Origin of the sequence: Bradyrhizobium sp. 956_D2_N1_4, from assembly GCF_052076025.1 — a bacterium.
GTDB classification, from domain to species: domain Bacteria; phylum Pseudomonadota; class Alphaproteobacteria; order Rhizobiales; family Xanthobacteraceae; genus Bradyrhizobium; species Bradyrhizobium barranii.
Genome location: NZ_CP197237.1, coordinates 3,475,345 through 3,500,999, shown reverse-complemented (window position 1 = coordinate 3,500,999; position 25,655 = coordinate 3,475,345). Strand labels below are relative to the sequence as shown.

At 64.3% G+C, this 25,655-nt stretch carries 23 protein-coding genes; 8 read left to right on the top strand and 15 right to left on the bottom strand.

Annotated features, from left to right (window positions below):
* Window positions 1–55: 55 nt before the first annotated feature.
* The 9 genes from AB7535_RS16430 to AB7535_RS16390 form a co-directional block, all read right to left on the bottom strand.
* Window positions 56–991 carry a nucleoside hydrolase gene (locus AB7535_RS16430; RefSeq protein WP_135213714.1) on the bottom strand — a complete coding sequence of 312 codons (936 nt, stop codon included), beginning with the start codon at window positions 989–991 and terminating at the stop codon, window positions 56–58.
* Window positions 992–1,027: 36 nt separating this feature from the next.
* Complete coding sequence (locus tag AB7535_RS16425; protein ID WP_135213713.1) at window positions 1,028–1,669, bottom strand: HAD-IA family hydrolase; 642 nt, start codon at window positions 1,667–1,669, stop codon at window positions 1,028–1,030.
* Window positions 1,670–1,813: 144 nt separating this feature from the next.
* A complete protein-coding gene (locus AB7535_RS16420) occupies window positions 1,814–2,146 on the bottom strand; it encodes a hypothetical protein (RefSeq protein ID WP_135213712.1) in 333 nt (110 codons plus the stop codon).
* A gap of 45 nt (window positions 2,147–2,191) precedes the next feature.
* Complete coding sequence (gene uvrA / locus AB7535_RS16415; RefSeq protein ID WP_208071256.1) at window positions 2,192–5,170, bottom strand: excinuclease ABC subunit UvrA; 2,979 nt, start codon at window positions 5,168–5,170, stop codon at window positions 2,192–2,194.
* Window positions 5,171–5,474: 304 nt separating this feature from the next.
* Window positions 5,475–6,230, bottom strand: coding sequence for an outer membrane protein (locus tag AB7535_RS16410; protein WP_439036679.1), 756 nt, complete (start codon window positions 6,228–6,230; stop codon window positions 5,475–5,477).
* Window positions 6,231–6,375: 145 nt separating this feature from the next.
* Window positions 6,376–7,140, bottom strand: a complete 765-nt coding sequence (locus AB7535_RS16405) for an outer membrane protein (protein WP_439036678.1) — start codon at window positions 7,138–7,140, stop codon at window positions 6,376–6,378.
* A gap of 190 nt (window positions 7,141–7,330) precedes the next feature.
* Window positions 7,331–8,083, bottom strand: a complete 753-nt coding sequence (locus tag AB7535_RS16400) for an outer membrane protein (RefSeq protein WP_439036677.1) — start codon at window positions 8,081–8,083, stop codon at window positions 7,331–7,333.
* Between the two features lie 223 nt (window positions 8,084–8,306).
* A complete protein-coding gene (locus tag AB7535_RS16395) occupies window positions 8,307–8,996 on the bottom strand; it encodes an outer membrane protein (protein WP_071913698.1) in 690 nt (229 codons plus the stop codon).
* Window positions 8,997–9,229: 233 nt separating this feature from the next.
* Window positions 9,230–9,991 carry an outer membrane protein gene (locus AB7535_RS16390; RefSeq protein ID WP_071913701.1) on the bottom strand — a complete coding sequence of 254 codons (762 nt, stop codon included), beginning with the start codon at window positions 9,989–9,991 and terminating at the stop codon, window positions 9,230–9,232.
* Window positions 9,992–10,441: 450 nt separating this feature from the next.
* Between AB7535_RS16390 and AB7535_RS16385 the strand changes: the two genes are divergently transcribed.
* The 3 genes from AB7535_RS16385 to gyrA all read left to right on the top strand — a co-directional run bounded on the left by AB7535_RS16385 (window position 10,442) and on the right by gyrA (window position 14,456).
* On the top strand, window positions 10,442–10,945 hold the full coding sequence (locus AB7535_RS16385; protein ID WP_439036676.1) for a single-stranded DNA-binding protein: 504 nt from the start codon (window positions 10,442–10,444) through the stop codon (window positions 10,943–10,945).
* 202 nt (window positions 10,946–11,147) lie between these two features.
* A complete protein-coding gene (locus AB7535_RS16380; protein ID WP_063983161.1) occupies window positions 11,148–11,546 on the top strand; it encodes a DUF2306 domain-containing protein in 399 nt (132 codons plus the stop codon).
* A 168-nt stretch (window positions 11,547–11,714) separates the two neighbouring features.
* Entirely contained in the window at window positions 11,715–14,456 is a 2,742-nt protein-coding gene (gyrA, locus tag AB7535_RS16375) for a DNA gyrase subunit A (RefSeq protein ID WP_135213710.1), read from the top strand.
* Between the two features lie 88 nt (window positions 14,457–14,544).
* Here gyrA and AB7535_RS16370 read toward each other — a convergent pair whose 3' ends face one another.
* From AB7535_RS16370 to AB7535_RS16350, 5 genes are all read right to left on the bottom strand, one after another.
* On the bottom strand, window positions 14,545–14,739 hold the full coding sequence (locus tag AB7535_RS16370; protein ID WP_071913707.1) for a hypothetical protein: 195 nt from the start codon (window positions 14,737–14,739) through the stop codon (window positions 14,545–14,547).
* Window positions 14,736–15,899 (bottom strand): PepSY-associated TM helix domain-containing protein, encoded by a 1,164-nt coding sequence (locus AB7535_RS16365; protein WP_439036675.1) that lies wholly within the window; start codon window positions 15,897–15,899, stop codon window positions 14,736–14,738. Before AB7535_RS16365 ends, AB7535_RS16370 begins: the two co-directional genes overlap by 4 nt.
* Window positions 15,900–15,903: 4 nt before the next feature.
* Window positions 15,904–18,207, bottom strand: a complete 2,304-nt coding sequence (locus AB7535_RS16360; RefSeq protein WP_167767905.1) for a TonB-dependent siderophore receptor — start codon at window positions 18,205–18,207, stop codon at window positions 15,904–15,906.
* Between the two features lie 468 nt (window positions 18,208–18,675).
* The gene (locus AB7535_RS16355) at window positions 18,676–20,529 is read right to left on the bottom strand and encodes a potassium transporter Kup (protein ID WP_135213707.1); all 1,854 of its coding nucleotides are present in this window, start codon (window positions 20,527–20,529) and stop codon (window positions 18,676–18,678) included.
* Window positions 20,530–20,721: 192 nt separating this feature from the next.
* Entirely contained in the window at window positions 20,722–20,979 is a 258-nt protein-coding gene (locus tag AB7535_RS16350; RefSeq protein WP_135213706.1) for a hypothetical protein, read from the bottom strand.
* A gap of 249 nt (window positions 20,980–21,228) precedes the next feature.
* On the opposite strand from AB7535_RS16350, the gene coaD reads away from it, so the two are divergent.
* From coaD to queA, 5 genes are all read left to right on the top strand, one after another.
* Window positions 21,229–21,726 (top strand): pantetheine-phosphate adenylyltransferase, encoded by a 498-nt coding sequence (gene coaD / locus AB7535_RS16345; RefSeq protein ID WP_085404698.1) that lies wholly within the window; start codon window positions 21,229–21,231, stop codon window positions 21,724–21,726.
* 37 nt (window positions 21,727–21,763) lie between these two features.
* Window positions 21,764–22,339 (top strand): peptidylprolyl isomerase, encoded by a 576-nt coding sequence (locus AB7535_RS16340; RefSeq protein ID WP_135213705.1) that lies wholly within the window; start codon window positions 21,764–21,766, stop codon window positions 22,337–22,339.
* A 9-nt stretch (window positions 22,340–22,348) separates the two neighbouring features.
* Window positions 22,349–22,759: a hypothetical protein gene (locus AB7535_RS16335; protein ID WP_135213704.1), complete on the top strand. Its 411-nt coding sequence runs from the start codon at window positions 22,349–22,351 to the stop codon at window positions 22,757–22,759.
* Complete coding sequence (locus tag AB7535_RS16330) at window positions 22,756–23,220, top strand: peptidylprolyl isomerase (protein ID WP_129271760.1); 465 nt, start codon at window positions 22,756–22,758, stop codon at window positions 23,218–23,220. Before AB7535_RS16335 ends, AB7535_RS16330 begins: the two co-directional genes overlap by 4 nt.
* Before the next feature lie 143 nt (window positions 23,221–23,363).
* Window positions 23,364–24,437 (top strand): tRNA preQ1(34) S-adenosylmethionine ribosyltransferase-isomerase QueA, encoded by a 1,074-nt coding sequence (gene queA, locus AB7535_RS16325; RefSeq protein ID WP_135213703.1) that lies wholly within the window; start codon window positions 23,364–23,366, stop codon window positions 24,435–24,437.
* Window positions 24,438–24,551: 114 nt separating this feature from the next.
* Here the strand turns inward: queA and AB7535_RS16320 are convergent, their stop codons facing one another.
* Complete coding sequence (locus AB7535_RS16320) at window positions 24,552–25,589, bottom strand: aspartate-semialdehyde dehydrogenase (protein ID WP_135213702.1); 1,038 nt, start codon at window positions 25,587–25,589, stop codon at window positions 24,552–24,554.
* Window positions 25,590–25,655 lie beyond the last annotated feature (66 nt).

Sequence of the window (25,655 nt, the reverse complement as noted above, 5' to 3'; positions counted from 1 at the left end):
GGAGCGAAGCGGAATGCGGGGACACTTTCCCGGATTGCGCTTCGCTCCATCCGGGCTACGGCGCTAAACCACTCTTAGATCCGGCAAACGCCTTCAACTTCAGGAAAAAGTCCTTCAGGATCGGGTTGCGATCCACATAGGTCACGTAGCGGATCGGATGCCGCCGGCGATCGATGCTCCACGTGATCTGATCCGTGAGAACCGGAGCCGGCACGATCACGCTCGGCGCCCAATCGGGATTGAGAAGCCAGCCGACCGGCGCCATGTCCCAGATCTCCTTGGCCCAGCCCAGATGGTCGGACGAATAGTCCTTGAAGCGCATGGCGAGGAACGCGCCGATGCTGCCATGCGGTTCGACGTAGCGCTCGATCTCCGGCACCGTGCTGTGAAGGTGCGAGGTGACGCCCTTGCATGGCACGAGCACGAGCGGCACGCCGCTGTCGAACAGCACCTGCGCGCCGCCGACGTCCTGCCTGAGGTTGAACTCGATCGTGTGCGGCCATTCCAGCGCGTGACCGCCAAGCCAGACCACCACCACGCGGTCGATGATGTCGGGGGCCTCGAGCAGTGCCGAGGCGACATTGCTGATGGCGCCGATGGCAATGACGTAGAGCGGATTGTCAGGGGAGCCTGCGCGCGCCCGGGCCACGAGGTCGTTGACGGCGGGGGCCGCCTGCGCCGTCTTGCCGGGACCGACATAGTCGGTGACGCCGCGATGGACGAGGCCGTCCGGCGCGACGTTGAGGCGCTCCAGCAGGCGAAGGATTTCCTGGTAGCTCAGCTCCATGCCGTGGCCGGGACTGTCGGCGCGTGTGTTGAAGAACGGCGCGGCGTAGATCGCCTCGACGTCGAACCGGTCCTTCGACAGCAGCATCTGCACCAGCGCGAACTGATCGTCGATCTCGTTGTAGGTGTCGGTGTCGAGCACCACGCGCACCTTGCCGACCGGCGGCTCCAGGAGTTTGAGGCGGGCTGCGTCCGAGAGTGTCATCACCGTCTCCTTGGGCCGGGGGGGGCCGATTGCGGATCAGGCCTTGAGCGAAATCCGGCAGACCACGTCTGCGATCTCATCCATCTGCGCGAACATGTGATCGGGCGCAAGCGCCCGCAGCGCCGCCGGCGCGGCGTAGCCCCAACTCACCGCGCCGCAGGCAATCCCTACCGCGCGCGCCGCCTCGATGTCGCGGACCTCGTCGCCGATCGCGATCACGCGGCCTGGCTCCACGCCCGCGCGCCGGATCACGCGGCGGAATTTCGCGGGCTTGCCGAACAGCGACGCCGCGCAGTCGAAATGCGCGAACAGGGCGGCGGACTCGCCGAGCTTCTCGCGCGCATTGGCTTCGCTATCCGACGTCACCAGCGCGAGCTGCACGCCGTTCCCGGCCAGCGTCTGCAGCATCGTCTCGACGCCGGCGAATAGGGGAATCTCCGCCGCCGCCTCCGCCTTCAGCCGCCGCGCATGCCGCGCGATCGCCGGCAGCTTCCACAGCGGCACCTCGAGCCGGGCGAGGATCTCGCGCGACGAGGCATGTCGCAGCGCTTCGATTTCGTCATCCGCGACGCGGCGAAAATTGAAGCGATCGGCGACATCGTTGATGGTGCGCAGGAACCACGGAAAGCTGTCGGCCAGTGTGCCGTCGAGATCGAAGATGGCGAGGGAGTAGTGCATGGAGGAGGTTTTGGAGTTCGCTGACAAACGAGACGTGGCGGCTATTATTTAGAAGAATTCGAGGACACCCATGCGACACGAGCGCATTGAAATCAACCCTGCGATCATGGCCGGCAAGCCCGTCAGCCGTGGGACGCATGTGCGTCACCGCAACCTGCGCACGTGAACATTGATGTCGAGATCGATGTTGCTGACGCAGGTCTGAGTAGTCCGGTGAGAGCCGCCCTCGTGCCAGGGGCCATCGCGCGTGCGGGCGTTGGTGATATTGGCGAGCTTCAGGCATCGCCATTGCGGCAGCGGTCCGCTGCTCTCGCCGCCAAATTGCCAGGCGAGGACGGCTTCCTCACCCATCTTGTTGGTGCCGATGATGTGGGGGCAGAGCTCGCGATAACGCCCCTCGTAGATGCAGGTTACCTGCTGCTCGGCGAGGATTGCCTTGCGGAAGAGCATGTAGGTGCGGCTGGGCATCGCGGACACTTGCAGCCTTTCCCCGATGATCCCGCGGACGAGGCGGAATGAACTCTACTCCGCCGCCTCGCTCGTGCTCCTCCGCTTCGGCTTCCGTGCCTTCTTCAGCACCGGCTCCAGAAACTTCCCCGTGTAGCTCCGCGGCGCTTTCGCGATGTCCTCCGGCGGGCCCCAGGCGACGATCTCGCCGCCGCCGTCGCCGCCTTCGGGGCCGAGGTCGATGACCCAGTCGGCCGTCTTGATGACTTCGAGATTGTGCTCGATGACGACGACCGTGTTGCCCTGTGCGACGAGCTCGTGCAGCACCTCAAGCAGCTTCTTGACGTCGTGGAAGTGCAGGCCGGTGGTCGGCTCGTCCAGGATGTAGAGCGTGCGGCCGGTGGCGCGCTTCGACAGCTCCTTCGCGAGCTTGACGCGCTGGGCTTCGCCGCCCGACAGGGTCGTCGCCTGCTGGCCGACATGGATGTAATCGAGCCCGACGCGGTGCAGGGTCTGGAAGGTCTCGCGCACGCGCGGCACCGCCTTGAAGAAGTCGGCGGCTTCCTCGACGGTCATGTCGAGCACGTCGGCGATGCTCTTGCCCTTGAACAGGACCTCCAGCGTCTCGCGGTTGTAACGCTTGCCCTTGCAGACGTCGCAGGTGACGTAGACGTCGGGCAGGAAGTGCATCTCGATCTTGATGACGCCGTCGCCCTGGCAGGCCTCGCAGCGGCCGCCCTTGACGTTGAAGGAGAAGCGGCCGGGCTCGTAGCCGCGCGCCTTCGCTTCGGGCAGGCCGGCGAACCATTCGCGGATCGGCGTGAAGGCGCCGGTATAGGTCGCGGGGTTCGAGCGCGGGGTGCGGCCGATCGGCGACTGGTCGATGTCGATGATCTTGTCGATGTGCTCGAGGCCCTCGATGCGATCGTGGGGTGCGGCGCCTTCGCTAGCGTTGTTCAGCTTGCGGGCGATGGCCTTGTAGAGCGTGTCGATCAGCAGCGTCGACTTGCCGCCGCCGGAGACGCCGGTGACGGCCGTGAACAGGCCCAGCGGAATCTCGGCCGTGACGTTCTTAAGGTTGTTGCCGCGCGCGTTGACCACCTTGATGGTGCGGCGATGGTTCGGCGGGCGCCGCTCCGGCACCTCGACCTCGAGCTCGCCGGTGAGATATTTGCCGGTGAGCGATTTCGGGTTGCGCATGATCTCGGCGGGCGTGCCTTCGGCGACGATGTTGCCGCCATGCATGCCGGCGCCGGGCCCGATGTCGAGGACGTAGTCGGCAAGCAGGATCGCGTCCTCGTCATGCTCGACCACGATCACGGTGTTGCCGAGGTCGCGCAGGCGCTTCAGCGTATCGAGCAGGCGGGCGTTGTCGCGCTGGTGCAGGCCGATCGAGGGCTCGTCCAGCACGTAGAGCACGCCAGTCAGTCCCGAGCCGATCTGCGAGGCGAGGCGGATGCGCTGGCTCTCGCCGCCGGACAGCGTGCCGGAGGAGCGGGACAGAGTGAGGTAGTTGAGGCCGACGTCGAGCAGGAAGGTGAGGCGCTCGCGAATCTCCTTGAGGATGCGGCCGGCGATCTCGTTCTGCTGCGTGTTCAGCGCCTCGGGCACGGTCTCGAACCATTCGCCGGCCTTCCTGACCGACAGCTCCGAGATCTCGCCGATATGCTTGCCGCCGATCTTGACGCAGAGCGCCTCGGGCTTCAGCCGGAAACCCTTGCAGCCTTCGCAGGGGACGTCGTGGAAATATTTTGCGAGCTCCTCGCGCGCCCACTCGCTCTCGGTCTCGCGATAGCGGCGGTTGATGTTGGTGATGACGCCCTCGAACGGCTTCTTGGTGTCGTAGGAGCGGACGCCGTCCTCGTAGGAGAACTTGATCTCGTCCTCGCCCGAGCCAAGGAGGATCGCGTTCTGCGTCTTCTTCGGCAGATCCTTCCATTTGGTGGTCAGGGTGAACTTGTAGTGCTTGCCGAGCGCCGTCAGCGTCTGAATATAGTAAGGCGATGACGACTTGGCCCAGGGCGCGATCGCGCCCTTGCCGATGGCGAGCTCCTTGTCGGGGATGACGAGGTCCTCGTCGACATGCTGCTCGACGCCGAGGCCGCCGCAGGCCGGGCAGGCGCCGTAGGGATTGTTGAACGAGAATAGGCGCGGCTCGATCTCCGGAATCGTGAAGCCGGAGACGGGGCAAGCGAATTTTTCCGAGAACAGGATGCGCTCAGGCCCGCTCTTGTCGTGGATTTTTGCGGTCTTCTTCTTCTCCTCGACGGGCGCAGCCGCTGCAGGCGCATCGGCGAACTCGACGACGGCGAGGCCCTCCGCGAGCTTCAGCGCGGTCTCAAAGCTTTCGGCGAGGCGCTGGCCGATGTCGGCGCGCACCACGATGCGGTCGACCACGACGTCGATGTCGTGCGGAAATTTCTTGTCGAGCGTCGGCGCCTCCGCGAGCTCATGGAAGGTGCCGTCGATCTTGACGCGCTGAAAACCCTTCTTGAGCCATTCGGCGAGTTCCTTGCGGTACTCGCCCTTGCGGCCGCGCACGACCGGGGCGAGCAGATAGAGGCGGGTGCCTTCGGGCAGCGCCAGCACGCGGTCGACCATCTGCGAGACGGTCTGGCTCTCGATCGGCAGACCCGTGGCGGGCGAATAGGGCACGCCGACGCGCGCCCAGAGCAGGCGCATGTAGTCGTAGATCTCGGTGACGGTGCCGACGGTCGAGCGCGGGTTCTTCGAGGTCGTCTTCTGCTCGATCGAGATCGCCGGCGACAGGCCGTCGATCTGGTCGACATCAGGCTTCTGCATCATCTCCAGGAACTGGCGCGCATAGGCCGACAGCGATTCGACGTAGCGGCGCTGGCCCTCCGCATAGATGGTGTCGAAGGCGAGCGAGGATTTGCCGGAGCCTGACAGCCCGGTGAACACCACCAGCTTGTCGCGGGGAATCTCGACGTCGACATTCTTGAGGTTGTGCTCGCGCGCGCCACGAATCGTAATTGCGCGCAGGCTGGATCCCGCGTTCTGCTGTTGGCGCTTCGCCTTGATCACTTCATCCATCCGAGTTGCCCTCAAGGAATCCCAAAGGTGCGCGATCGCGCCAACAAAAAAGGCGCGCGTCGCCCGGAACCGGGATCGGCGCCGATGGGTATGGCAGCGAACGTAGGAAGAACGGGGACGGATTTCCAGTGGCGTGTGCGAATCGTCAACGGATTGTTGGCGCGCTGGCGGCATCTGGCAGGAGCAGGGCCCCCGGAACATGCGAAGGGCCGGCGCGAGGCCAGCCCTTCGTTCGCGTTTGAATGCGGATTTGGGGCAATCCGCACATGATCAGGACTTGGAGGTTCCTGAGGGAAGCTTGGTCTCAGTATTTGGCGACGACCGGGCCGCCCCAGCGGTAATTGATGCGGATCAGGCCCATGTCGATATCCTGGCCGATCCGGTCGGTGCGCGGGGCGAAGCCGCCGACGAGCGTTGCGAAGTCGGCGCTGTGATGGCCGAGGAAGACATGGTTGTACTCGCCGCCGACCGACCAGTTCTCGGCAAAGCCCCATTCCACGCCGATGCCGATGGTGTAGCCCCAGCGGGTCTGGTTGACGCTGTTGAACACCGCGGCCGGGACGCCGGGGACGAAGGTGTCGTACTTGTCGTGCGCCACCGCGGCGCCGGCCTTGCCATAGAAGAGCAGGTTGTTGACGGCGTAGCCCATCTGGCCAGTGAACAGGCCGAAGCTGTCGATCTTGGTCTGGTTGGTGAACAGCGGCAGCGCCACGCTGACATTGCTGCCCTTGAAGTCGGCCCAGTTGCCCTGGCCCTCGATGCCGAACACCCAGCGCGACTTCTGCCAGCGATAGCCGAGTTGTCCGCCGATCGTGCCACCGCCCGCATTGTGACAGCCTTCGCCAACGGCCGGATCGACAGCGACGCCGAGCGCGCGGGTCACGCCCCAGCATGCATGGGCCAGCCCGCCGCCGCCGTTGATGCCGACATAGATGCCGCTCCAGTCGTAGAGGGGAACGGCGGCCGCCGGTGCCTTGTAGATCGGGAGATCGGCGGCGGTAGCCGGCGCGACCGCGCCAAGTGCGAACAGGCTGACCGCAGCCAGCATCCACGTCTTCATGTCACGTCCCCAACTCGCCAAAACCATTCGCGGACGCCTTGCGCGCGCCTCACGACTCCAAGACGGTTGGGTGCACCCTCGCGCGAAAACAAAAAGGCCGGCGCAAGGCCGGCCTTTCGTAACGCGATGGCGTCGGAGGCGAAGATCAGTATTTGGCGATGAGGGGGCCGCCGAACCTGTAACTGACGCGGGCCGTTGCAATGTCAACGTCCTGGCGGATTCGATCGGCGCGCGAGAACGTGCCGTTGTTGAACGTAAAGCGGTTGTCGCGCGATCCCATGAAGCCGTGCACATAATCGACGCCGACCACGATGTTGGGCGTTACGCCGAAATCGAGGCCAGCACCAACCGCTCCGCCCCAGCGCGTTTCATTCGTCCTGTCGAACACGAAGCCGGTGGCGGTGGTGAAGCCCTCGTATTTGTCGCTCACAACCATCGCACCACCCTTCGCGTAGAACAGCACATTGCTCCAGGCGTAGCCGACCTGGCCGGTCACGAGACCGAAGGCGTTGATCTTCGAGCGGTCTGAGCCGACGCCGCCGGCAGCCAGGCTCGGTCCATTGGAGCCGCTAAGGTGAGCCCAGTCGCCCTGGCCTTCCACGCCGAACACCCACGACGCGCTTTGCCAGCGAAAGCCGGCCTGGCCGCCAGCCACGCCGCCGGTCGCGGTGTGGCAGCCCTCCGACGCGGGGGGAGTGACCGGCGCACCGAGGATGTTGGTGACGATGTCCCAGCAATTATGGCTCCAGCCGCCACCACCGTTGGCGCCGATGTAGAAGCCGCTCCAATCGTAGACCGTGCCGATCATCGGGGCAGGAGCTTTGGTGTAGGGCCTCGCCGCCAGATCGGCCGCCGAAACGGACGTGGTCATCGCGACGATGCCGGCGGCGGCAAGCATAAACTTGTTCAAGACGGACCCCCCAAGGCCAAAGTTGTTGCGATCTTCGATACAACCTTCGAGGTGCGACAGTCTGTCACCGGAGGGGTCACAGCGCGCCGAAAAATGGAACTTGTCCGCAAACGCTCATGCCGTACGCGCGAAAACAAAAAGGCCGGCGCAAGGCCGGCCTTTCGTAACGCGATGGCGTCGGAGGCGAAGCTTAGTACTTCGCCACGACCGGGCCGCCGAAGGTGTAGTTCAGGCGAACGGTGCCCATATCGACGTCCTGCTTGATACGGTCGATGCGGTCGTTGAAACCGATAAACGTAAAGCTGACATTGCGGCGGCCCATGAACAGATGGTCGTATTCGATCGCAACGGACCAGTTCGGCGCGAAACCGAATTCGAGGCCGGTGCCGACCGCGCCGCCCCAGCGCGTCTCGCTTGCGCTGTCGAGGACAACGCCGCCGATTAGACCGTTGTACTTGGCGTGCGTGACGGCCGCGCCGCCCTTCACGTACCAGAGCACGTTGTTCCAGGCATAGCCGACCTGGCCGGTGAACAAGCCAATCCCATCGATCTTGGTCTGGTTGACCAGCGGGGGCGGGGCAAGCACCAAGCTCGTATTCGAACCCTTCAGGTTGGCCCAGTCGCCCTGGGCTTCAAGGCCGAACACCCAGTTGGCCGACTGCCAGCGATAACCGATCTGGCCGCCGACGACGCCGCCTGTCGCATTGTGACAGCCTTCAGCCGTGTCCGGACCCGCAACGCCGAAGATATTATTGACATCCCAGCAGTTGCGGCTCGAAGCGCCGCCGCCGTTGATGCCGAGGTAGAAGCCGGACCAGTTGTAGATCGAGGCCACAGCAATGGGCGCCTTGGTGTAGGGACGGGCCGCCAAATCGGCCGCCGAGGCGGGAGCCAACGCGCTGAGTGCGAACAGACTGGCCGAGGCCAGCAAAACCTTCTTCATTTCAATTCCCCAGTTTCGTTTCTCTTTGTCGGCGAAAAACGGCCGACCCAATGACCCAACCGATGTCATCGCTCTACACCATTGAAGCCGAAGGTTGTGTCACCGGGATGCCACAGCTCTCCCCGAAAACGTTGGGAATCGGTAGGCCTGGATCGGTACGCGCGAAAACAAAAAGGCCGGCGCAAGGCCGGCCTTTCGTAACGCGGTGCGTTGGAAGCGAAGCTCAGTACTTCGCGACCACCGGGCCCCCGAAGTGATAGTTCACGCCGACCTGCACGGTGTGGAAGTTGAGCGTGCCGGTGGGCAGGGCGCCCGAGAAGTAGGTCTCGCCGCCGAGGCTGCGATAGAGGTACTCGCCCTTGACCGACCACTGCGGAGCGAAGAACGCCTCGACGCCCGCACCAACGGTCCAGCCGGAGTGCCACTTGCTGTCCGACGCGGTCAAGCCGAGAGCGGAGAGGCTGATCTTGTTGTCGATCCAGGCGTAGCCGCCGGTGCCGTAGAACAGGACCTGATTGACGGCGTAGCCGATACGGCCGCGCACGGTGCCCATGGCATCGGTCTTCGAGCTCGCCGTTGCGGTCACAACGCCGAAGCCGGGAACAACAGTGGCGCCGGTCGCCGAAGCGCTGACGTCAGCCCAGGAACCATCAGCCTCGACGCCGAACACGACGTTGCCGGTCTGCCAGTTGTAGCCGGCGGTGCCGCCGACGAAGCCACCCTTCATCTTCGGGTCGCCGGAACCGTTTTCCCAGGCGCCGCCGCCGACGATACCGAGGTAGAAGCCGGTCCAGTTGTAGACCGAGGCCACCGCCACCGGAGCCTTGGTGTAGGGGCGCGCCGCGAGATCAGCGGCCGAAGCCGGAGCAGCGAGAGCGAACAAACAGGCCGAAGCCAACAAAACCTTCTTCATTTTCAAACTAATCCCAGTCCCGGTTTCTGTTTTTGCCTTCCGTGCGTTCGGAAGGACATCGGACGCCGTGGTCCAACTGATGTCGTGCTTACATCAGCAAAGCCGCAAGTTGTGTCTCCTAAAAGCCACAATAATCGCAAAACGTAACGGTGACTGACCTATAATTCCCATTGCCCACGCAAAAAGGCCGGCGCGAGGCCGGCCTTTGATCTCCAAGCGATCCCAGAGAGATGTCAGTATCTTGCGATCAGCGGGCCGCCCCAGCGATAGTTCACGCGGACGAGGCCGATATCGACGTCCTGGCTGATGCGATCGGAGCGTGTGGCGACGCCGAGCGGGGCGAAATTGCCGGATCCGGTGAAGCTGATGGTGCGGTTGCCGAGGAAGATGTGGTCGTATTCGAAACCCACGGTCCAGTTCGGGGCGAATCCGAACTCGACGCCCGCACCCACGGTGCCGCCCCAACGGGTCTCGTTGGCCCGGTCGAACTCGAGGCCGCTGGCGACGTCGAAGCTGCGGTAGCGATCGCTGACGACGGCGCCGCCGCCCTTCACGTAGACCAGGACGTTGTTCCAGGCGTAACCGACCTGACCGGTAATCAGGCCGAACGCGTTGATCTTCGAACGATCGCGCAGGCCGCTGATCGCACTGATGTTGTCACCCGAGAAATCGGCCCAGTTGCCCTGGCCTTCGAAGCCGAACACCCAGTTGGCTGACTGCCAGCGGTAGCCGACCTGGCCGCCGACCGTGCCGCCGGTCGCGTTGTGGCAGCCTTCGCCTACGAGAACGCCACCGCCGATATCGACGTCCCAGCACTTGTGACTGGTGCCGCCGCCGCCGTTGATACCGATGTAGAAGCCGCTCCAGTCGTAGATGGTCGCGATCATCGGTGCCGGAGCCTTGGTGTAGGGACGCGCAGCGAGATCTGCCGCGCTTGCGGGAGCCGACAGCCCCAACGCGATTGCACCAATAGTACCAATCAAAATCTTATTCATTGCAGTCTCCCCCAGTTTCGGTCCGCTTCTCGAAGTCCCCGAAGCGGTTGATCAGGCGCGACGCCAATAAGAATCTAATTCCGAGCCAAGCGTAGCTTAGGCGGGAGGCGGAGTCCGTCTCCGGAATGCAACAGTCGGGCGGCATCTGAACTGCTTCTAACTTGATGAATGTTAAGCTGTTTCGCCGTCCTCAGGAATTCGGGGAAATTCCATTTGGCGCAGGCCGTCTTTGTGCAACGCGGTGTCGTCTTGCCAACGCAACAAGGTGAGGGGTGTCATAAGAACAAATCTGGAACGAGCCGGCCAGGGGTGCTATATGTGGGGATAAGTGGAGGGGTGACGGGCCGATCCGTCCGCGCAAGCGTATAGGGTCGCGTCAACAGGTTGCAGAGGACGCGGGCGCGTCCCGGGCCTTCTAAAATTCAGTGGCATTCGGAGTGGAGAGCGGCGATGGCGGGAAGCGTCAACAAGGTCATTCTGGTTGGAAATCTCGGCAAGGATCCCGAAATCCGCCGCACCCAGGACGGGCGGCCGATCGCGAATTTGAGCATCGCCACCTCGGAGACCTGGCGCGACAAGAATAGCGGCGAGCGCAAGGAAAAGACCGAGTGGCATCGCGTCGTGATCTTCAATGAAGGGCTCTGCAAGGTCGCCGAGCAGTACCTGAAGAAGGGCGCGAAGGTTTACATCGAGGGCGCGCTCCAGACCCGCAAATGGACCGACCAGAGCGGCGCCGAGAAGTACTCCACCGAGGTCGTGCTCCAGGGCTTCAACTCGACCCTGACGATGCTCGACGGCCGCGGCGGCGGTGGAGGCGGCAGCTTCGGCGACGAGCCGGGCGGCGATTTCGGCTCCTCCGGTCCCGTCAGCAGCGCGCCGCGCCGTGCCGTTGCCGCCGGCGGCGGCGGTGGTGGTGGCCGCAACAGCGACATGGACGACGATATCCCGTTCTGAGGCGGGCGGGGGCGCTTCGCCCCTGATGTCACCTTGCTCGCCTAGAACGACAGGATTCCTTACCAATTGATGGGCAAAGCTCGGTTTTTGCGGGCTTGCCTCATGTGCTGCCTCAGGCCTTTGACGAGGCGTGATGTGAATGATATTAACTTGATGTTAATCCTATTTACATGGGTCGGCCGTCGATCGGAGAAAGCCCTGCATGAGCGTTGCGCCGCTGCTTGAGGCCGCTCCAGCGATCCCGCTGCACGCCTTTGCCGCCATGGCCGCCTTCGTGCTCGGCCTCGTTCAGTTTGCCGCCCCCAAAGGCACGCTGCCGCACCGGACGATCGGCTGGATCTGGGTGGCGCTGATGGCGGTGGTGGCGGCCTCGTCGTTCTGGATCCATCAGATCCGCCTGGTCGGGCCGTTCAGCCCGATCCATCTCCTGTCGATCTTCACGCTGGTGATGCTACCGCTCGCGGTGTGGCGGGCGCACACCCATCGGGTCGCCGATCACCGGCGCATCATGATCATGACGTTCGTCGGCGCGCTCGTGATTGCCGGGCTGTTCACGCTGGTGCCTGGACGGATCATGCACCGGGTGATTTTCGGAGCCTAGGACGTGGTTCCATGCGGCTCATTCCGGCTTCCCTCGAGGCAGTGGTGCTGAGCTCGTAAGTCTCTGGAAAAACAGTCGGAAAAACCGCTTCCCCAGACCTCGCAAGGGTGGTTATCAGGGGGGCGATGCGCTATATGATTCCCAGATAAAATCTCACCGGATTTCCCCTTGGCTGACGACGACAACAAGCCCGGCGACCAGCCGGCGCAACCCTCGGACATTCGTCCCGTTTCCATCTACGAGGAGATGAAGAAGTCCTACCTCGATTACGCGATGAGCGTGATCGTGGCGCGTGCGCTGCCCGATGCGCGCGACGGGTTGAAGCCGGTTCATCGTCGCATCCTCTACTCGATGAACGAGCAGGGGCACACGCCCGACAAGAAGTACGTCAAGTCGGCGCGCGTGGTCGGTGACGTCATCGGTAAATACCATCCGCATGGCGACCAGTCGATCTACGACGCCATGGTCCGGATGGCGCAGGACTTCTCGATGCGCGTGCCGCTCATCGACGGCCAGGGCAATTTCGGCTCGGTCGACGGCGATCCCCCGGCCGCCTATCGGTACACCGAAGCGCGACTGACGAAGGTGGCGTTGGCTCTGCTGGCCGACATCGACAAGGACACCGTCGACTTCCAGCCGAACTACGACAACAACGAAACCGAGCCGTCGGTCCTGCCGGCCAAGTTCCCGAACCTCCTGGTCAACGGGGCGGGCGGCATCGCGGTCGGCATGGCCACCAACATCCCGCCGCACAATCTCGGCGAGGTCATCGACGCCTGCGTCGCGTTGATCGACAATCCTGCGCTCACCATCGAGGAACTCATCAACATCGTTCCGGGACCGGATTTCCCGACCGGCGGCGTCATTCTCGGACGCGCGGGCATCCGCGCCGCCTACCACCTCGGTCGCGGCTCCATCGTCATGCGCGGCAAGGTCGCGATCGAGACCATCCGCAAGGAGCGCGAGGCGATCATCATCACCGAGATTCCCTACCAGGTGAACAAGGCGACGATGGTCGAGCGCATCGCCGAGCTGGTCAAGGAAAAGAAGATCGAGGGCATCGGCGACCTGCGCGATGAATCCGACCGCGACGGCTACCGTGTCGTGATCGAATTGAAGCGCGACGCCGTGCCGGATGTGGTGCTCAATCAGCTGTACCGATTCACGCCGCTGCAGACGAGCTTCGGCGTCAACATGGTGGCGCTCGACAGCGGCCGTCCGCGGATCATGCATCTGAAGGATCTGCTGGCGATCTTCGTTGACTTCCGCGAGCGGGTCGTCACGCGGCGTACCAAGTTCCTGCTCGCCAAGGCGCGCGATCGCGCCCACATCCTGGTCGGTCTGGCGATCGCGGTCGCCAATATCGACGAGATGATCCGCGTCATCCGGACCTCGCCCGACCCGACCACTGCCCGCGACACCCTGATGGCGCGCGACTGGCCGGCACGGGACGTCGAGGACATGCTGACGCTGATCGACGATCCGCGTCACCGCATCAGCGAGGACGGCACGATCCGGCTGTCGATGGAGCAGGCGAGGGCCATTCTCGACCTGCGCCTTCAGCGCCTCACCGCGCTCGGCCGCGACGAAATCCGCGACGAGCTCGACAAGCTCGCCGGCGAGATCGCCGACTATCTCGACATCCTGCGCTCGCGCGCGCGCGTGCTGGGCATTATCAAGACCGAGCTTGCCGAGGTGAAGGCCGAGTTCGCGACCCCGCGCCGCACCGTGATCATCGAGCAGGAAGGCGAGGTCGAGGACGAGGACCTGATCCAGCGCGAGGACATGGTCGTCACCGTCTCCCACGCCGGCTACGTCAAGCGCGTGCCGCTGTCGGCCTACCGGGCGCAGCGCCGCGGCGGCAAGGGCCGCGCCGGCATGCAGACCCGCGACGAGGATTTCGTCAGCCGCCTGTTCGTGGCCTCCACGCATACGCCGGTGCTGTTCTTCTCCTCGCGCGGCCAGGTCTACAAGGAGAAGGTCTGGCGCCTGCCGATGGCCGCGCCGAACGCGCGCGGCAAGGCGCTGATCAACATCCTGCCGCTGGAGCAGGGCGAGCGCATCACCACCATCATGCCGCTGCCGGAGGATGAATCGACCTGGGGCAACCTCGACGTGATGTTCGCCACCACCGGCGGCAACGTCCGGCGCAACAAGCTGTCCGACTTCGTCGACGTCCGCCGCTCCGGCATCATCGCCATGAAGCTGGACGAGAATGAAGCGATCGTGGACGTGCAGATCTGCACCGAGCGCGACGACGTGCTTTTGACCGGCGCCGGCGGCCAGTGCATCCGCTTCCCCGTGCCCGACGTGCGCGTGTTTACCGGCCGCACTTCCATGGGCGTGCGCGGCATTGCGCTTGCCGAGGGCGACAAGGTGATCTCGCTGGCCATCTTGCGCCACATGGAGACCACCTCGGACGAACGTTCGGCCTATTTGAAGATGCGCCGTGCGGTGGCCGGCGAAGCCGTGGTCGACGAGGCTCCGGCGGATGCCGAGGCCGAAGAGACGACCTCCGGCAGCTTCCAGCTCCCGCAGGAGCGCTATGTCGAGATGTCGGCGGCCGAGCAGGTCGTGCTCACCGTCTCCGTCAACGGCTACGGCAAGCGGACCTCGTCCTACGAGTACCGCACCACTGGCCGCGGCGGCAAAGGCATCGTCGCCATGAGCGTCAACAACCGCAACGGCAACCTGGTGGCCTCGTTCCCGGTGGAAGACGCCGACCAGATCATGCTGGTCACGGACAAGGGCCAGCTGATCCGCTGCCCGGTCGAAGGCATCCGCGTCGCCGGCCGCTCGACCCAGGGCGTGATCGTGTTCGACACCGCCGAGGACGAGCACGTCGTCTCGGTCGAGCACATCACGGAAGAGGCCGATAGCGGGAACGGCGAGAATGGGAACGGTTCGTAGATCGAGCCGATCCCGTCAGGTGTCGTCTCCGTTGACGGTTGCAATCAACCGGATAGGTCCGGCACGGCACAACGCGCCGGTGTCCGGCCTATGATCCTGGAAGATGCGGCTGGCGCGATGCCTTCCAGCCGAGCACGGCCAGCGGAATTGCCAGTGCTGCCCAGGACAGCGCGTCCCAGCCATCGTCGCCGAACAGCGCCGACGCCAGCCCGACAAGGATGAGCCCCCCGAGCAGGAGCGGCCAGCGAAAGATCTCGTCCATGGTGTGGCGCTCGCGCTTCATGGACGGATCCCGGATGTCGCTACGACAGGCGGCCCGTCCTGCGCGCGCGTGGTGAAGCGAGGTGATTTGCGCTTGCCGAGCCAGAGATAGACGCCGCTGGCAAGCACGACGATGGCGGCAAGATCGAACAGCGCCCAGATGATCTTCAGCGGCAGGCTGCCGTAGTCCCCGAAATGAAGCGGGCGCGATACCTGCAACGCCCTGAGATACCACGGCAGGCCACGCGCGGTGACGAGCTGCCCGGTTTCGGCGTCGAGCATCGCGGGCGTGAACAGGCGCGAGGTGATCGGCGTCGTGCCCTTGGTCCAGACGATGAAGTGCCGTGGTGTCCCGAACCGTGCGACCGTCGGAAAGATGATGCTGGCCGGCGTGTTGCCGTCGAGCGCCCGACGTGCTGCGGCCATGACGTCGTCGACGTCGGCCCATTTCGCAAGCGGCGGCTTGCCCAAGTGCGGCGCGATCAGCTCCGGCATCACGTCCGCGCGCCAGGCGGAGAACAGCGGCAACGATATCGTGTTGATGACACCGGTGACGCCGACGGCAAGCAGCCATATGAGAGTCACTCCGCCGATCAGATTGTGCAGGTCGAGCCATTTGACCCGCGACGCGCCGATACGACGCACCGTGCCGAAGTTGAGCCGGCGCATGAAGGGCGCGTAGAGCATGATGCCGGAAACGATCGCGATGACAAACAGCAGGCCCATGACGCCGAGAAACAGTTCACCCGGCAACCCCAAGAACATGTCGCGGTGGAACATGCGGATGGCGCTCATCAGGCCGCCCTGCTGCGTGTCTTCGCCGATCAATTCGGCGGTTCTGGAATCGAATGACAGCTTCAGGAAACGTTGGCCGGGGGGAGCTTCGGGCGTAGCCGAGAGGAATACGTTGACGACGTTAGCGCGATCGTCGTCCCAGCCGAGCACCTGGAGATAGCGCTGCGGATAGCGCGCCTTGGCGGCGTCGACCAGCCGGCTTAGCGGAGCCTGCGGAGTATCCGCCGGGAGCTCTCGGGCCGAGGCTTCTGACTTGAAGAGCTCGTCGATCTCGTCATGAAAGATCAGTGGGAGCCCGGTGATGCAAAGCATCAGGAGGAATAGCGTGCAGACCAGGCTGGTCCATTTGTGGACCAGCGAACACCATTTGACTGACTGTGCTGTCATCCCCTCACCACCGGTAGGTCAGCGTCGCCAGCACCGTGCGCCCCAGCGCCCAGCGGCAGCCGCCGGCCGTGCATAACGAGACATAGGTCTTGTCGAACACGTTGTTGACGTTCACCGCCGCACTGAGGCCCTTCCACTGCTGATACCGCATCCCGAAATCATAGGACAGCACCGCATCGAACACCGTGCTGGACGGAACGGTGGCGGCGGGCAGGAAGACGCCCGGCACGATGGTCGGAACCGTCAGATTGTTGGCGTTGGTCGTGTACATGTCGTGGACGTAGCGGACGCCGCCGCCGAAGCCGAAACCGGTCGCCGGACCGCCCTGCACCAGATAGTTGGCCCAGAGCGAGGCGGTGTGCATCGGGACGTTGGCGAGCCGCTTGCCGAAATTCACGTCCTGGGGCGAGCTGATCCGGTTGTCGAGATAGGAGTACTGCCCGCGCAGGCTCAGGCCGGGCAGGGGGCTGCCGACGACGGATCCTTCGAACCCGCGCGAGCTGACCTCGCCAACCTGCGCCGTGGTGTTGGCGGGAATGCCGGGGCCGCTGATGACCGTTGCCACGTTCTGCTGCTTGAGATCGTAGACCGCGGCAGTGAACATCAGATTGGTCCCGACCGGCTGATACTTCACGCCGCCTTCATACTGCTCGCCGGTGGTCGGCTTGAACGGTTGGCCGTTCAGCAGCGTGCCGACCGAGGTCGGCTGGAACGAGGTCGAGTAGCTGACATAGGGCGCAATGCCGTTGTCGAAATTGTAGATCGCGCCAATGCGGCCGGTTGGCTTCTGGTCGTCGTTCAGGACGCGAACGCCGGTGTTCTGCGCCAAGGTATTACCCTCGGCCCAGTCGTAGCGGACTCCGCCGAGGACGGTGAGCCGGCCGAGCCTGGCCTCGTCCTGGACGTAGAGGCCGCGCTGCGACAGGTGCTGGTCGAGGTTCTGGAAGAGCGCCGTGGGGACGGCGATGTTCTGCGTGTAATTCGGCGCCAGGATGTCGAGCGTGTTGGTGGCCGCGAAACGGGCGAGATTGTTGAAGTCGAACCGCTGGTAGTCGAGGCCGGCAAGCACCGTGTGCTGCAACGGTCCCATGTTGAACTTGGCCTGGAGCTGGTTGTCGGCAGCGAATGTGTCGAGGTTCTCGTTGGTCGAGAAGTAGCTCCGGTTGATCGTGCGGCCGTCGACCAGCCGGAGCGTGCCGCCCGCGCCCGTCGTCGTGAACCCGCCGGGCTGCACTTCGACATAGCTGAGCTCATTGTGCAGGTAGCGTACGTTCTGGCGCACCGTGAAGACGTCGTCGAAACGATGCTCGAACTCGTAGCCGGCGGTTGCCTGCTTGTATTTGAGAGTCTCGTAGTTGAGATCGCCGGCAAAGAAATTGCGCGGGATCTGCCCGAACGTCCCCGGCACCAGCGTGCCCTGGATCGGCAAGAGCGCGAAGGCACCACCCTTCGGGTCCTGCCGGTAGCTCGTCAGGAAGGTGATGGTGGTGTCGATACTCGGACGCCACGTCCAGGCCGGCGCGATCGAAAATCTTTGCTCGCCGATATTGTCGACCTGGGTGTCGGCGTTGAGGCCGATACCGGTGACGCGGTAGAGCAGCGTCTTGTCCTTGTCGACGGGGCCGCCGACATCGAAGGCGCCCTGGATCCGGTTGAACGAGCCGGTTTGCAGGGAGACTTCTCCGAACGGATTTTCAGTCGGGCGCTTGCTGACGAGGTTGAGGATGCCGCCGGGCGAGGCGGCGCCGTAGAGAATTGATGCCGGCCCGGTGATCACCTCGGCGCGCTCGAGCAAATAGGGATCGACCCGCGGCGCACCGAACGGTCCGCCCTGGAGCCGCAGCCCGTCCAGATATGTTTCGAGGCTGAAGCCGCGCGCGCTGACGTTCTGAAAGCGGAAATCGGTATCGTTGCTGAAATAGATTCCTGGCGCGTAGCGCAAGAGGTCGCGGACGCTCTGGGCGCGCCGCACATTCATTTCGTCGCGAGTGATGACGGCGATCGATGCCGGCGTCGACATGATCGGCGCATCCGTCTTGGTGGCGCCGGAGGCGCGGGTGGCGACGAACCCGTTGGTGCCGGCGTTGACGCGCGCTGCTGTTCCCACCAGCGCTTGGGGCTCCGGCTGTACTGTCGAACGGTTGGCCTGTTGAGCGGACCGCTGGCTCGCACTGCGCCGCGCCGATGCGTTGCGCCGGACCTGGACCGGACGTTGCGCGCGCTGAACGGGTGCGTCGACCGTCACCGGCGGCAACGCGGATGCACCGGATTGGCCAGTGTTCTGCGCGTTCACCGGCGTGACGGCCATCAGCAAGCAGCCCAGTGTGAGTGCGCTGGCTGTGCTCTTGAAAGTGTTCCTTAAAAAATAGTCCGCACGACCACGCAGGCCGTGTCCATCGCATTCCATGTCAGCGCCCCATCCGGCGATCGCCGCGCCGGCGGGATGATCCTTCTGACCTCACGCGACTTCGCACCCTCGCGCGTGTTAGATGGCGAGATTGCGAGCGTCGAGTTGGACAAATTTTGAATCACTCGAAACGTCATAATTGGAGGCATTCTTAGAACTTCTAAAAAAGCGAAGCTAACTGATCGACAAAACATTGGAATTTGTTGCTGCGTATGTCTGGTGATGGGCCAGACAAGATTGAGGTGCGCGCGAATGTCGCACACTCCCGGGTAAGCGGGCGTGACGAGCTCTACCTGTCGGTGATCGGCATCTCATCGAGACGCGTGGTGCGAAGCCTGCCTTGCCCTGAACGGGCGATCCGCACGACGATCAGATCTCCAGCTCGGTCCCGAACTCCACCACCTGCCTGGTCGGCACGCCGAAGAACGCGGCGGAGCGTTCGGCGTTGCGCTGGAGGAAGGCGAACAGGCCTTCGCGCCAGACCCACATGCCCGGGATGTCCTCGCTAGGGATAATGGTCTCGCGGCCGACATAGTAGGTGATGTCGGAGAGGTCGATGCCGGGCAGCTTGCCCTGGCGGCAGGCGAGCGTCAGGCCGGCATAGATCGTCGGATTCTGCATGAAACCGTAATGCAGGACCACGCGAGTGATACCGGGGATGATCTCGATCACCTCGGCGCGGTCTTCATCGGTGATGTGCGGGGATTCCTCGATCAGCACGGTGACGAGGACGATGCGCTCATGCAGCACGTGGTTGTGCTTGACGAATTGCGTCAGCGCCAGCGGCACGCCGCGCGGCGCGGATGCCAGGAAGACGGCGGTCCCGGGCAGTCTGGCGCGGCACTTGTTGACCGCGGTCTCGATCAGGTCCTCCTCGGGCTGGCGCAGCTTCGCGCGCGCCGCTTCGACCAGCTTCACGCCGCTGCGCCAGGTCAGCATCATGAAGGCGACGAGGGCCGCGAGCAGCAGCGGAAACCAGCCGCCCTCGAACAGCTTGATCGAATTGGCGGAGAAGAAGATCACGTCGATCACGAAGAAGAAGCCGTTGACGGCGACCACGATCCACGGCGAATAGCCCCACTGGATCGCGACCAGGGCCGCGAGCAGCGTGGTGATCGCCATCAGCAGCGACACCGCGATGCCGTAGGCGCCGGCGAGCGCTTCCGAGGTGCCGAAGCTCAGGACCGCGCCGAGCGTTGCGGCAGCGAGCAGCCAGTTCACCAGCGGCACGTAGATCTGGCCCATCGCATGGCTCGTGGTGTGGCGGATCTGCATGCGCGGCAGGAAGCCGAGCTGGATCGATTGCTGGGTCAGCGAGAACACGCCGGAGATGATCGCCTGCGAGGCGATCACGGTCGCGAGCGCCGAGAAGGCGACCAGCGGATAGTGCAGGGCGTCCGGGCAGAGCTGAAAGAAGGGGTTCTCGATCATCGCGGGATCGGTGATCAGCAGCGCGGCCTGCCCAAAATAGTTCAGCACCAACGCGGGCAGGCAGATCGCGAACCAGGCGAGCCGGATCGGGAAGCGGCCGAAATGCCCCATGTCGGCGTACATGGCTTCGCCGCCGGTCACCGCCAGGAAGGCGGCGCCGAGGATCGCGAAGGAGATGTGGAAGTCCTGGTGGATCAGGAAGTTGAAGGCATAGAGCGGGCTCAGTGCCGCGAGCACGGCCGGGGCCTTGACGATGCCGTGGACGCCGAGCGCGGCCAGCACGAAGAACCAGGCCAGCATCACCGGCCCGAAGATGCGGCCGATGAAGCCCGTGCCCTGCTTCTGGATCATGAACAGCCCGATCAGGATGGCGACGGTGATGGGCACGACGACCGGCGCGAGCGAGGGCGCATCGACCTTGAGGCCTTCGATGGCTGAGAGCACCGAGATGGCCGGGGTGATCGCGCCGTCGCCATAGAGTAGGGCGGCGCCGACGAGGCCGACCACCAGGAGATGCGCGCGCCAGGTGCCGGACTGGGCGTGGCGGGCGTGGAGCAGCGCCAGCAGCGCGACGATGCCGCCTTCGCCGCGATTGTCCGCGCGCAGGATCAGAAGCGCATATTTCAGCGAGATGATCAGCAGCAGGGCCCAGAGGATCAGCGAGGCAACGCCCAGGACAGCTTCGGGAGTCAGCGTAGCGCCATGGGCGGCCGCCTTGGCGGCTTCCTTCAGGGCGTAGAGGGGGCTGGTGCCGATATCGCCATAGACCACCCCGAGGGCGCCCATGGTCATGGCAATTGGCAGAGGGTCAGGGTGATGGCCGGAAACGACTGCGGGCGTACTGGACAAGGTCGACCCCCCGATGGGATCGCGCCCGCCGGGCCATTCCGACGGGCGCGAATATCAGACAGTCTGCGACGGGACGTCGCAAATATCCATGGGATTTATCTCGGGGTTTATATGACGCGAAGCTGACAGGTTCGACTACGGGGTCCGGTCGGCGGTCACGAGGCGGGCCTCGCGGATGTTGGCCTTGGTGCCGGCCTGGCGCAGGCAGGACGCCTCGAAGTTCGGCCAGGCCTGCTGCGAGCAGTCCTTGCCGACGGTGCGGATATCGAGGCGGTCGCTCTTGGCCAGCGGCTGCGGGACGCTCGCTTCGACGGACGGAGCGAAACCGGGAAGGACGGTGAGAGCGGCGGCAACAAACGCAGCAATAGCGACGGCCGAGATGGTCTTGATCATTGACGGTCCCCTGTGATGCGGCCGCTACGCCCAGTTGTGCGGCCCGTCATTCGTTGGGTGGATTAGTAACCATGGCCAGTTTCCGGACGTCTTCGCGGACGCCCGAAATGGTTTCGTTCGCACTTCGTTTTGTTTCATGGCCGTCCCGAGGACGAAACAATTCGGGGAATTCCGACTCGGCGCCGCCGAAAAACCGGCAGGGAACCCGTCTGGCTTGCCGGGCCGGGCCGGGCGCGGTAGGACGGGGACATGCCGCGTATCGCCTTCTATCCGGGTTCCTTTGACCCCATCACCAACGGCCATCTGGACGTGGTCCGGAACAGTGTCCCCCTGTGCGATCGGCTCGTGGTCGCGATCGGGGTCCATCCCGGCAAGAAGCCGCTGTTCTCAACCGAGGAGCGGCTCAAGATGCTCCATGACGTCTGCGGGCCGGTTGCGGCCCAGGTCGGCTGCACGCTCGAGGCCGTGACCTACGACGATCTTGCGGTCACCGCGGCACGCAGGCACGGCGCGACTGTCATGATTCGGGGTCTGCGCGATGGCACCGACCTCGACTACGAGATGCAACTCGCCGGGATGAACGGCGCCATGGCGCCCGACGTCCAAACCGTGTTCCTGCCGGCCTCTCCGGCCGTCCGCCCAATTACCGGCACGTTGGTGCGTCAAATCGCGGCCATGGGCGGAGATATCTCGACCTTCGTGCCGCCGCTCGTCGCCAACCTGCTCAAGGCCAAATTCGCCGGATAACGGCGCAATTCTTCGTCCTACCTGATCCGGAGTTCTCATGATCCGTCGTCTCGCAATTCTTGCCACGATCTTTGCCGCGCTCTTCAGTGCGGTCCCGGCGGTGGCGCAGCAGCTGCCAGCGAACCTCGACAAGGCCAACGCCATCGTCATCGATACCACCAAGGGCCGCATCGTCATCAAGCTGCGGAACGACATTGCGCCCCAGCATGCCGAGCGCATCAAGCAGCTCGCGCGCGAGGGCTATTACAACAACGTGCCCTTCCATCGCGTGATGGACGGCTTCATGGCCCAGACCGGCGATGGCGAGAAATTCAACGGCACCGGCGGCTCGAAATATCCGAACCTGAAGCAGGAATTCTCCAAGGTTCATTTCGCCCGCGGTATCGTCGGGATGGCGCGGCGCGGCGACAGCGTCGACAGCGCCAACTCGCAGTTCTTCATCATGTTCGCGGACGGCGGCAGCCTGGATAACCAGTACACCGTGATCGGCGAGGTCGTGCAGGGCATGGACGTCGTCGACAAGCTGAAGAAGGCACCGCCCGGTTCGGCCGGCGGTGCCGTCACCGATCCCGACAAGATGGTGAAGGTCCAAGTCGCTTCCGACATCAAATAGGATGGGGCCATGGCGCGCTGTGGCAATAGGCTTCTGCTGGCTGCCGCGCTGCTGCTTTCAGGCGTTTCCGGCGCGGCCGCCGGAGACGCAGAGGTCAACACCATCCAGGACATCTTCCTGCACTTGCGGACCTGCTGGAAGCCGCCGCCGCCCAGCAAGGCTCGCCCTATCGACATCACCGTCGTCGTGAGCTTTAACCGGGCCGGAAACATTCTGGGCCATCCGAGGATTACCTATGAATCCGCGGAGGCCTCCGACAATGACCGGCTGCAATACCGGGTCGCGGTGATGGAGGCGCTGCAACGCTGCACGCCGATGCCATTTACCGATGCAATGGCTGGCGCCGCCGCGGGACGTCCATTCGCGATCCAGTTCCGTAACCGGAAGACTTCACCCCCAACGCAAGAGAGACGAGCATGAGCGTCACCGAAAACACCCTGATCCTCGAGACCACGCAGGGCCCCGTTACCATCGAGATGCGGCCCGATCTCGCGCCTGGCCACGTCGCGCGCATCAAGGAACTGGTCCGCGAGGGCTTTTACGACGGCATCGTGTTCCACCGCGTGATCGAGGGCTTCATGGCGCAGACCGGCTGCCCGCAGGGCACCGGCACCGGCGGCTCCGGCAAGAAGCTGAAGGCCGAGTTCAACAAGGAACCGCACGTGCGCGGCGTCACCTCGATGGCCCGCGCCGCCAGCCCCGATTCCGGCGACAGCCAGTTCTTCATCGTCTTCGACGACGCCCGCTTCCTCGACAACCAGTACACGGTGTGGGGCAAGGTCACCGAGGGCATGGAGAACGTCGACAAGATCAAGCGCGGCGAGCCCGTCCAGAACCCCGACAAGATCGTCAAGGCGCGGATGGCCGCGGACGCGGAGTAACCGCTCAACCCTCATCCTGAGGAGCGCGGAACGCGCGCCTCGAAGGATGAAGGCCCCGCTGTTGCGGCTCGGCCTTCATGGTTCGAGACGGCGCTACGCGCCTCCTCACCATGAGGGTCTGACTGCGTGGCGCTGAGCCCGACATGCGCACTGATCTCTTCGATTTCGATCTGCCCGCCGAGCGCATCGCGTTGCGCCCGGCGAGCCCACGCGACTCCGCGAAGATGCTGGTCGTGGAAGGTGGCGCGCTGCGCGACCAGCTCATTTCCGAGCTGCCGCAATGGCTGAAGGCGGGCGACCAGCTCGTCGTCAACGACACCAAGGTGATCGCGGCGCAGCTCAAGGGCCGCCGCATCGGCCGCGAGACCGAGCCCAAGATCGAGGCGACGCTGATCAAGCGCCTCGACGGCTCGCGCTGGCAGGCACTGGTCAAGCCGGCAAAAAAGCTCGTGGCAGGCGACCGCATCCGCTTCGGCAACGAGGGCAAGGTTTGCCTGCTCGGCCATCTCGACGCCGAGGTCGAGGCCAAGGGCACCGATGGTGAAGTGACACTGTCATTCTCGTTTCACGGCCCGGCGCTGGATCAGGCGATCGAAGATCTCGGCAGCCCGCCGCTGCCGCCCTATATCGCTTCGAAGCGCACGCCCGACGATCAGGATCTCGCGGACTACCAGACCATGTTTGCTGCGAACGAAGGCGCCGTCGCCGCGCCTACCGCGGGCCTGCATTTCACCCCGGCGCTGGAGCAGGCGCTGCGCGACCGCGGCGTCGGCATCAACCGCGTCACGCTGCACGTCGGTGCCGGAACGTTTCTGCCGGTGAAGGTGGACGACACCGAAGGCCACAAGATGCATGCTGAGTGGGGGACGATCTCGGCCGAGACGGCGGAGCGGCTCAACACCGCACGGCAGAATGGCGGGCGCATCATCGCCGTCGGCACGACGTCACTACGGCTGCTCGAAAGCGCGGCCGGCGAGGACGGCACCATCCAGCCGTTCGCGGCCGAGACGTCGATCTTCATCACCCCCGGCTATCGCTTCCGTGCCGTCGATATCCTGCTGACCAATTTCCATTTGCCGAAGTCGACGCTGTTCATGCTGGTGTCGGCGTTCTCCGGGCTCGAGGCGATGCAGCGGGCTTACGCGCACGCGATCGCGAAAGGATACCGGTTCTATTCGTACGGGGATGCGTGCTTGTTGTTTCGGGCGCGCGACTAATTTCGGCGCCGTAGGGTGGGCAAAGCGAAGCGTGCCCACCATCTTTCTTAAATGCGCGAGAGAAGTGGTGGGCACGGCGCTTGCGCGCCTTTGCCCACCCTACGGCACCTTGCGTTACGCCATCACGCGCTGCGGCAAGAGCTCCGCGATCTGCACTGCGTTCAGCGCGGCGCCCTTGAGCAGCTGGTCCGCCGCCACGAACATCGAGATCGAATGCCCTGAGGGATCGCTGAGATCCTTGCGGATGCGGCCGACCAGGACGTCGTCTTGGCCCGAAGCGTCGATCGGCATCGGGAAGTAGTTCTTCACGCGGTCGTCGACGAGCTTCACGCCGGGCGCCTGCGCCATGATGGCACGGACCTGGTCCTCGCTGATCGGCTTCTCGCATTCGAAGGTGATGGCCTCGCAATGGGCGCGCAGCACCGGCACGCGGACGCAGGTGACGCCGATCGCGATCTTCTCGTCCTCGAAGATCTTGCGGGTTTCCTTGATGACCTTGGTCTCTTCGTCGTTGTAGCCGGTTTCAGGATCGACGGCCGTGTTGTGGTTGAAGAGATTGAAGGCGTAGGGGTGCGGCATGACCTTGGGCGTATAGACCTGCCCGTTGAGATTGGCGCGGGTGGACTCGACGAGCTCGTCCATCGCGGCGGCGCCGGCGCCGGAGGCCGCCTGGTAGGTCGAGATGATGACGCGCTTGATGCCGTTCTTCTGGTGGATCGGCCAGAGCGGCACCAGCGCGGTGATGGCGGCGCAGTTCGGGTTCGCGATGATGCCCTTGTGGTCGCGGATGCGGTTGGCGTTGATCTCGGGGATCACCAGCGGCACGTTGGGGTCCATGCGGAAGGCCGACGAGTTGTCGACCACGACGGCGCCGGCCTTGACCGCTACAGGCGCGAACTTCTTGGAGATGCTGCCGCCGGCGGAGAACAGCGCGATGTCGACGCCCTCGAAAGCGCGCTCGGTCAATTCCTCGATGACGACGTCCTGCCCGCGGAACGACACCGTCTTGCCGGCCGAGCGGGCGCTTGCGAGCGCCTTGAGCTTGCCGACGCGAAAGCCGCGCTTGTCCATGGTGGCGATGAATTCGGCGCCCACCGCACCGGTGACGCCGACAATCGCGACGACGGGATCGTTACTCACATTCTCCTCCATTGCATTGAGCTGAAGACAACAAAAAAGCCCCGGACCAGAGGTCGGAGCTTCGGTAGAGTGGATTGC